The sequence below is a fragment of the Actinotalea sp. C106 genome (assembly GCF_023630195.1).
In the GTDB taxonomy this organism is placed as follows: Bacteria; Actinomycetota; Actinomycetes; order Actinomycetales; family Cellulomonadaceae; genus Actinotalea.
Genome location: NZ_JALPKN010000162.1, coordinates 1 through 7,206, shown reverse-complemented (window position 1 = coordinate 7,206; position 7,206 = coordinate 1). Strand labels below are relative to the sequence as shown.

Below are 7,206 nucleotides of genomic sequence, written 5' to 3'. Positions count from 1 at the left end.
GGCCTCCGACTTGGGGCGGCGGGGGCTGCTGCGGCCCGTAGCCCGGGGCGGGCGGCTGCTGACCACCCTGCGGACCGTAGCCCGGGTACCCCTGCGGCTGCCCGTAGGGGCCGGGGGCCTGCTGGCCGTACCCGGGAGCAGGGCCGTACCCGGGGGTCTGCCCCGGGCCGCCCACGTAGCCGACGGGCGGCGGGTCGTCCTGCAAGGCTGCGAGCATCGCCTTGTTCTCGCGCTCGATCGGCCACTCGGTGAACACGAACATGATGAGCACCACGATGTTCGCGATGGGCACCAGGGCGAGGATCCCGTACCAGCTCGGGAACCCTGCCTTGCCCGCCACCCGCATGTAGCAGTAGATGCCGAAGGCGATGATCGCGAGCATGAAGAGGAGGTAGAGCACCACCCCGATGACCGCGAACTCTGCCCCTGAGGTGTTCTCCACGCGCGCTCCCTGGTTCGTGGCCGTCAGGAGGACGGCCGCCGGGACAGTACCGCGTCCGTCCCCTACCGCGGGGGCGGCCCAGGGCTGAGCGGGTGACGAGCGACGGGGTCAGTGCTCGTCGTAGTGGCCCTCGTGGGAGGCGTGGCGGTGCTCGCCGTGCAGGTAGTCCTTGTGGCCGTCGTGCTCGACTGCCTCGTGCCCGCAGGACTCGCCGTGCTCGTGGTCGTGGCCCTCAGCCTCGACGTGCCCGGCGACGGGGTGCTCGTCGTAGTGGCCCTCGTGCTCGTGGTGGGCGTGCCCGTCGTGCAGGAAGTCCGTGTGGCCCTCGTGCTGGACGGCGGCGTGCCCGCAGTCGGTGCCGTGCTGGTGGGTGTGCTCGGTGTGCGTCTCGTGCTCGAGTGTCGTCATGGCGCCCATCATTGCATGCGCACGTGCGCATGCAACACCGGGTTGCTGTGCTCGTTCGCGTGGGCCAGGGCGTCGCGCACGATGTGGGCCACGTGCTCGTCGGTCAGCGAGTAGGCGACCTCGCGGCCACGCCGCACCCCCACGACCAGGTGCGAGGTACGCAGCACGCGCAGGTGCTGGGAGACCAGGGGCTGGGAGACCTCGAGAGTCTCGACCAGCTCGCTGACCCGCCGCTCTCCGTGGCTGAGCTGCTCGATGATCGCCACCCGGATGGGCGAGGCCAGCACCCCGAACAGCTCGCCGACCCCGGCGTAGCGCTCGACGAGCCGGTCGACCTGCGGTGAACTAGGCATGCACGCATCATGATGTGCGCAGGTGTGGATGGCCAGCAGGGTCAGCGGCGACAGCCGCGCGCCGTCAGCCCGAGCTGGTCTGCGGGGTGAGCCCCACGAGCCGCGCGCTCTCCTCCCACAGGGCTGCCGCGAGGGCGCCGTCGTCGGCCTGCGGGTTGGTCCGGGTGGGGCGGCGCTTCTCGTAGTACTCGCCCGGCACCCAGTCCGTGCCCGGGGCGCCCCGGGCCAGCCAGAGCAGGGTGTCGGCCCCGGCCTCGGGGCTCGTGAGGACCAGGTGGCGCAGCGGCGTGCGGTAGACCCAGCGCATGATGCTGGTCGAGTCGGCGGCGAAGTTCGTGGCGACGGTGCCGGGGTGGAAGGCCGCCGTGGAGATGCCCTCGGCCCCGTGACGACGCTGCAGCTCCTTGGTGAACAGGATGTTGGCGAGCTTGCCGTCCCCGTAGGCCTTGTTGGGGGAGTAGCCGCGCTCGTTGTGCAGGTCAGCCACGTCGATGCGGCCGAACAGGCGAGCTGCGACGCTCGAGGTGTTGATCACCGTCGCCGAGGAGGTGGTCAGCACGTCCATCAGCAGGTGCGTCAGCAGGAACGGCGCGAGGTGGTTGACCTGCAGGGTCTTCTCGTGGCCATCCGTGGTCAGGGCGCGCGGGCCCATGATGCCGCCGGCGTTGTTCACCAGGACGTCGATCTGCGGGTACGCCTCACGCAACTGCTCGGCCAGGCGCTGCACCTGCTCGAGGTCCGCGAAGTCGGCCAGGTGGAAGGGGGCGTCGATCTGCTCCGCCACGGCCCTGGTCTTCTGGGGGGACCGGCCGACCACGACCACGCGGTCCCCGGCGGCGGCGAGGTCGCGGGCGGCGGCGGCGCCGATCCCGTCGCTGGCCCCCGTGATGACGATGGTGCGCTGGCTCATGATCCCTCTCGGTCCGATGGCGGTACCGACCAGAACGGTGCCGCCCGGCGAGGCATTCCGCCGTCGGGTGAGCGCCGAGACCTCGCGGATGCGCACCCATCCACCGACCCGTCCGCTCCGAACCTGCCCTGACCGCGCCACCGACCACCCAGGGGAGAGCCATGCCCACGCAGCCGCAGACCGAGGTCCGCCCGACGCCGAGGACCGACGCGCGCCTCACGGAGCGCGAACGCGTGGTGCTCGCGCTCCTCGCCGAGGAGACGACCCTCGAGGACATCGCCCGCAGCCTCTACGTGAGCCGCAACACCGTGAAGTCCCAGGTGTCCAGCGTGTACCGCAAGCTCGGGGTCGCGAGCCGCGCGGAGGCCGTCGCCCGGGTGCCCGACGTGCTGTGAGGCCCGAAGGCGTGGACGATGGGGGACCGACGCCACCGATCCGGGGAGCCCCCACCCGTGCGAGTCACCGACACCAGCGACCTGTGGTGGAAGACCGCCGTCTTCTACAACCTCAACCTCGAGACCTTCCTGGACTGGGACGACGACGGCATCGGTGACCTGGAGGGGCTGGCTCACCGCCTGGACTACCTGGCCGACCTCGGGGTCACCTGCCTGTGGCTCGCGCCCATGTACCCCTCCCCGCGGCAGGACAACGGGTACGACATCTCCGACTACGTCGGCGTCGACCCGCGCTACGGGCACCTCGGGGACTTCGTCGAGGTGGTGCGCACCGCGAAGGACCGCGGCATGCGGCTCATCGTCGACCTCGTGGTGAACCACACCTCGGACCAGCACCCCTGGTTCCAGGCCTCGCGCAGCGACCCCACGAGCCGGTACCGCGACTTCTACAACTGGCGCGACGAGCCCCCGGCCGAGCAGCGCGCCAACATGTTCCCCGACGTCGAGGACGGCGTCTGGCACTACGACGAGGTCGCGGGGAAGTACTACGAGCACTCCTTCTACCGCCACCAGCCGGACCTCGACACGACCAACCCGGCCGTGCGCGATGAGATCGCCAAAGTCATCGGGTTCTGGCTGCAGATGGGGGTGGACGGCTTCCGCGTGGACGCCGTGCCCTTCCTCATCCAGAGCGAGGAGGGCCAGCGCGAGCACGAGTACCTGCGCACCCTGCGCGGGTACGTGGGCCGGCGCAGCGGCTCGGGGGTGATGCTCGGCGAGGTGAACCTGCCCTACGCCGACCAGGTCGACTTCTTCGGCAACGACGACGGCGACGAGCTGACCATGCAGTTCGACTTCGTCGGGAACCAGCAGCTCTACCTGGCCCTCGCCCGGCAGGACGCGACCCCGCTCGTCGAGGCCCTGCGCTCGCGGCCCGCGACGGCTCTGACCAACCAGTGGGGCAACTTCGTCCGCAACCACGACGAGCTCACCCTCGACCAGCTGAGCGAGGGGGAGCGCGACGAGGTCTTCGAGGCCTTCGCCCCCGAGGAGCACCAGCGCATCCACGGCCGGGGCATCACCCGCCGTCTGCCCCCGATGCTCGACGGGGACCCGCGCCGCATCAGCATGGTCTACAGCCTGATGTTCTCCCTGCCCGGGTCGCCGGTCCTGTACTACGGCGAGGAGATCGGCATGGGGGAGCACGAGACCTTGCCCCGCCGCTCCGCGGTGCGCACCCCGATGCAGTGGTGCGCGGAGAGGAACGGCGGGTTCTCCGACGCCGACCCCGAGGCCCTCCCCTTCCCCGTGGTCGAGGGCGGGTTCGGCCCCGAGCACGTCAACGTCTCGGACCAGATGCACGACACGACCTCGCTGCTGCACATGGTCCGCGGCCTGATCTCGGCATACCGCAAGTCCCCTGAGATCGGCTGGGGCGAGCTCGAGATCCTCGAGACCGAGCACCCCTGCGTCATTGCCCACCAGCTCACCCTCGACGACCGCCAGCTCATCGGCCTGCACAACTTCGCCCCCGACGGCCGCACCGTGACCCTCCAGGTCAACGGCGTCGACTCCTCGACCCGTCTGGTCGACATGCTCGAGGACAGGCCCTACCAGCTCGAGGACGACGGCAGGCTCGTGATCCAGCTCGATGGCTACGATCACCGGTGGATCCGCGTGATCCGCTCGGGGTCCAAGCGGTTGGTGTGAGCGTGGAGGCGTCATGGATGGTGCGACGAACCCGGTGGGCGCCGCTCGGGCGATCGGGCAGGCGCCCATCGCCCGCGTGCTCGCCTGGGCCTTCCTCACCCTAGGAGGGGCGCAGGTCGCCCTCCAGGTCCTCGCCCTGGCGACGGGGCTCGGGAGGGCCGGGACCGCGTGGGCCCTCCTCGCCTGCGGAGCCGGTCTGGCCCTCGTGGGCGTCGTGCAGCTCTGGGCGGCACGGCGCCCGATGCTCGTGAGTGCTGACCGGCTCCTGGTTCCTCTCGGCCTCCGCACGGTGGAGATCCTGAGGGCCGAGGTGACCGGCGTCGAGGGCAACGTCCCGGGTCGCCTCCCGTCGAGCAAGCACGCCGTCGTGCACCACGCAGGCCGGCGGAGGGTGCTGCCTGCTCTGGAGATGCCGCCGGTCGAGCTCGTCCCGCTGCTGCGTACCTGGGCCGCGCTCGACGAGCCCTCCGATCAGACCTCGTCCTCGGGCGGCCGCACCTCGACGGGGTAGATCCCGGCCTGCATGCACGTGCCCCGCACGTCCTTCTCGACCCCCGAGGGGTCGGCGAAGTCCAGGGGGCCCGTGACCATCGGGGCCCAGACCGTGGCTGTATCGGTCCAGCTGGGGGGAACCACGTCGGGGAAGGCGCGCAGCATGTCCTCCGCGACCAGGACGCGGGGGTGGTCGTCGGCGTAGAAGGCTGTGAGGTACTCGACCTCCCACGCGCACAACCACGTGAAGTGGGCCGTCGTCGCGCCAGCGCCCACCTCCATCACGGCGTCCTCGTGCACGCCTCCGTCGAGGCCCTCCGGCACTCCGGCCGGGTAGACGGCTCCGGGGGGAAGGGGATGAGGCAGGTCGGCGATGGCCACCTGGTACTCGGCGTAGGCGCGACCCTCCTGGGTGCGGGGCTCACCTCGAGGTTCGGCGGTGACGAAGGACGCCGTCCCCGCGTCCCCGTCCGACGCGTTGACGGTCGAGGCGCCCTCGGCGTGCACGTCGGGTTCGTCGTCGCTCGCGCGGGTGAGGGCGTGGGTGGCCAGCACGCCTCCGGCCAGGAGCGCGACGGTGGCGGCAAGGCTGAGCACGCGCGGTGCCAGGGGATGCTTGGCGCCCACGCCGTCCTCGCGCTGCGGGTCCGGCTCGCGCCTCCCGAACGCCTCGTCCGCCAGGTGCTCAGGCGCCCCGAAGTCCTCGATCGCCCGTCGTGCCTGCTCGTCCGAGGCCCCAGTTGGGACGACCTCGCGGAGGTGCTCGCCGACGTCCTCGAGGAGGGCGCGACGTCGGCCCCGCGGCACGCCCGAGGACGCCCGCTCGAGCCTGCGGAGGTAGTCGGTGACGAGGGGGTGGTCCATCACACGGGCTCCTTGGTCGTGGCAGCCGCGGCCAGGACGTGGTCCACGGCGCCGGTGAACCGACCCCAGTCCTCGCGGAAGGTGTCGAGCTGCTCGCGCCCCGCGGGGGTCAGCGAGTAGTAGCGCCGAGGCCGGGGTCCGTCGTCGACGTCCCAGTGGCTCGAGACCAGTCCCGCCTCGCTGAGCCTGGTGAGCAGCGGGTAGACGGTTCCCTGGCTGGAGAGCAGGTTCCCCACGGCATCGAGCTCCTTGACGATCTGCAGGCCGTACCGGGGGCCCGTGGCCAGCAGGGCCAGGATGCAGGGCCCGATGACGCCCCGTCGGAACTCCGTGCTGCTCGCGCTCGATGTCATGAGCGGCACGCTATCTTGCGTGACAAGACCTGCCAAGACCCGACATCACCTCCCCCGACTCAAGTCACGCCAGCAGATGACGATGACTCAGTCAGAGCGGTGGGGGAGAGGCGGAGCATGGCGGTGCAGCACCCGGCCCGAGGCGCGGCCTCGGCTCGGAACAACGTGCATGTGCACGGTCCCGTCGGCGCGCCCGTCCTCGTCCTGCTGCACGGGTTCGGGTGCGACCAGGGCATCTGGTCCCGCGTGGTCCCGATCCTGGCCGAGCACCATCGCGTCGTCCTGCTGGACCACGTGGGCGCAGGGCGGTCGGACCTCTCGGCCTACGACCCCGCCAAGTACTCCACCGTCAGCGGGTACGTGCACGACGTGCTCGAGGTCTGCGCCGAGCTCGAGCTGCAGGACGTGACCCTCGTGGGGCACTCGATCGCCGGCGTGATGGCCATGCAGGTCGCCGTCCTCGCCCCGGAGCGCGTCGCCCGCCTGGTGCTCCTGGCCCCCTCCCCGAGCTACGTCGACCATCCCGAGGACGGGTACGACGGCGGGTTCTCCCGCGAGGACGTCGACGAGCTGCTCGCCTCCCTCGAGGACAACTACCTGGCGTGGTCGGCCGCCATGGCGCCGGTGCTCATGGGCAACGCCGAGCAGCCCGCGCTGAGCGAGGAGCTCGCGGCCAGCTTCTCGGTGGTGGAGCCCGGGATCGCACGCCGGTTCGCCCGCGTGACCTTCCTGACCGACGCGCGCGCCCTGCTCGCCGACGTCACCACCCCGGCCCTGGTGGTCCAGTGCGCCGACGACGCCCTGGCGCCCCCGCACGTGGGCCGCTACGTGCACGAGCGACTCGCCGGCTCGAGCCTGGTCCACCTGTCCGCTCGCGGACACATCCCGCAGGTCAGCGCCCCGAAGGAGACCGCTGCGGCGATCCTCGCCTACACCGGCGTGACGGTCTGAGCCGATGGACTACGAAAACCTCTTCGACCGGGCGCCCTGCGGCTACCTGCTGCTCGACGACGGCGGGGTCGTCGTCCGCGCCAACAGCACCTTCCTCGACTGGACGGGCTGGACCGCGCAGGCACTGGTCGGCACCCCCCTGGCACGGGTGCTGCCCGTGGGGGACCGGGTGCTGCACGCGACGGTCTGGAGCGCCCAGCTGCACCTGCACGGCGCGGTCGAGCGCTTCCGCTGCCACGTGCTGGGTCCGGACGGCTCCCGGCTCGCCGTCCTGCTCACCGCCACGCGCCACGAGGGCACCGGCCTGGCGGGCGGCCCGGGCGCCGCG

General features: G+C 71.5%; 11 protein-coding genes. 5 read left to right on the top strand and 6 right to left on the bottom strand.

Features of this window, described 5'->3' with window-relative positions; genetic code table 11:
* The 4 genes from L0B03_RS11540 to L0B03_RS11525 form a co-directional block, all read right to left on the bottom strand.
* Positions 1 to 442, bottom strand: a 442-nt coding sequence (locus L0B03_RS11540) for a hypothetical protein (protein WP_284501694.1), incomplete at its 3' end; no start/stop codon positions are given.
* 108 nt (positions 443 to 550) lie between these two features.
* The gene (locus tag L0B03_RS11535) at positions 551 to 850 is read right to left on the bottom strand and encodes a hypothetical protein (protein ID WP_250445934.1); all 300 of its coding nucleotides are present in this window, start codon (positions 848 to 850) and stop codon (positions 551 to 553) included.
* An 8-nt stretch (positions 851 to 858) separates the two neighbouring features.
* Positions 859 to 1,203, bottom strand: coding sequence for a helix-turn-helix transcriptional regulator (locus L0B03_RS11530; RefSeq protein ID WP_250445933.1), 345 nt, complete (start codon positions 1,201 to 1,203; stop codon positions 859 to 861).
* Between the two features lie 64 nt (positions 1,204 to 1,267).
* Complete coding sequence (locus L0B03_RS11525; protein WP_250445932.1) at positions 1,268 to 2,113, bottom strand: SDR family NAD(P)-dependent oxidoreductase; 846 nt, start codon at positions 2,111 to 2,113, stop codon at positions 1,268 to 1,270.
* Positions 2,114 to 2,274: 161 nt separating this feature from the next.
* Here L0B03_RS11525 and L0B03_RS11520 point away from each other — a divergent pair, with 161 nt between their 5' ends.
* The 3 genes from L0B03_RS11520 to L0B03_RS11510 are packed head-to-tail and all read left to right on the top strand — an operon-like array spanning position 2,275 to position 4,729.
* A complete protein-coding gene (locus L0B03_RS11520; RefSeq protein ID WP_250445931.1) occupies positions 2,275 to 2,508 on the top strand; it encodes a LuxR C-terminal-related transcriptional regulator in 234 nt (77 codons plus the stop codon).
* A gap of 57 nt (positions 2,509 to 2,565) precedes the next feature.
* On the top strand, positions 2,566 to 4,218 hold the full coding sequence (locus L0B03_RS11515) for an alpha-amylase family protein (RefSeq protein ID WP_250445930.1): 1,653 nt from the start codon (positions 2,566 to 2,568) through the stop codon (positions 4,216 to 4,218).
* Positions 4,219 to 4,231: 13 nt separating this feature from the next.
* Entirely contained in the window at positions 4,232 to 4,729 is a 498-nt protein-coding gene (locus L0B03_RS11510; protein ID WP_250445929.1) for a hypothetical protein, read from the top strand.
* Here the strand turns inward: L0B03_RS11510 and L0B03_RS11505 are convergent.
* Together L0B03_RS11505 and L0B03_RS11500 are read right to left on the bottom strand one after the other, a co-directional pair.
* Positions 4,690 to 5,574, bottom strand: coding sequence for a hypothetical protein (locus L0B03_RS11505; RefSeq protein WP_250445928.1), 885 nt, complete (start codon positions 5,572 to 5,574; stop codon positions 4,690 to 4,692). The genes L0B03_RS11510 and L0B03_RS11505 overlap by 40 nt on opposite strands.
* Positions 5,574 to 5,927, bottom strand: a complete 354-nt coding sequence (locus L0B03_RS11500) for a PadR family transcriptional regulator (RefSeq protein WP_250445927.1) — start codon at positions 5,925 to 5,927, stop codon at positions 5,574 to 5,576. The genes L0B03_RS11505 and L0B03_RS11500 overlap by 1 nt, the downstream gene beginning before the upstream one ends.
* A gap of 117 nt (positions 5,928 to 6,044) precedes the next feature.
* Here L0B03_RS11500 and L0B03_RS11495 point away from each other — a divergent pair, with 117 nt between their 5' ends.
* Together L0B03_RS11495 and L0B03_RS11490 are read left to right on the top strand one after the other, a co-directional pair.
* Positions 6,045 to 6,878 (top strand): alpha/beta fold hydrolase, encoded by an 834-nt coding sequence (locus L0B03_RS11495; RefSeq protein ID WP_250445926.1) that lies wholly within the window; start codon positions 6,045 to 6,047, stop codon positions 6,876 to 6,878.
* A 4-nt stretch (positions 6,879 to 6,882) separates the two neighbouring features.
* Positions 6,883 to 7,206, top strand: a 324-nt coding sequence (locus tag L0B03_RS11490; protein WP_250445925.1) for a PAS domain-containing protein, incomplete at its 3' end; no start/stop codon positions are given.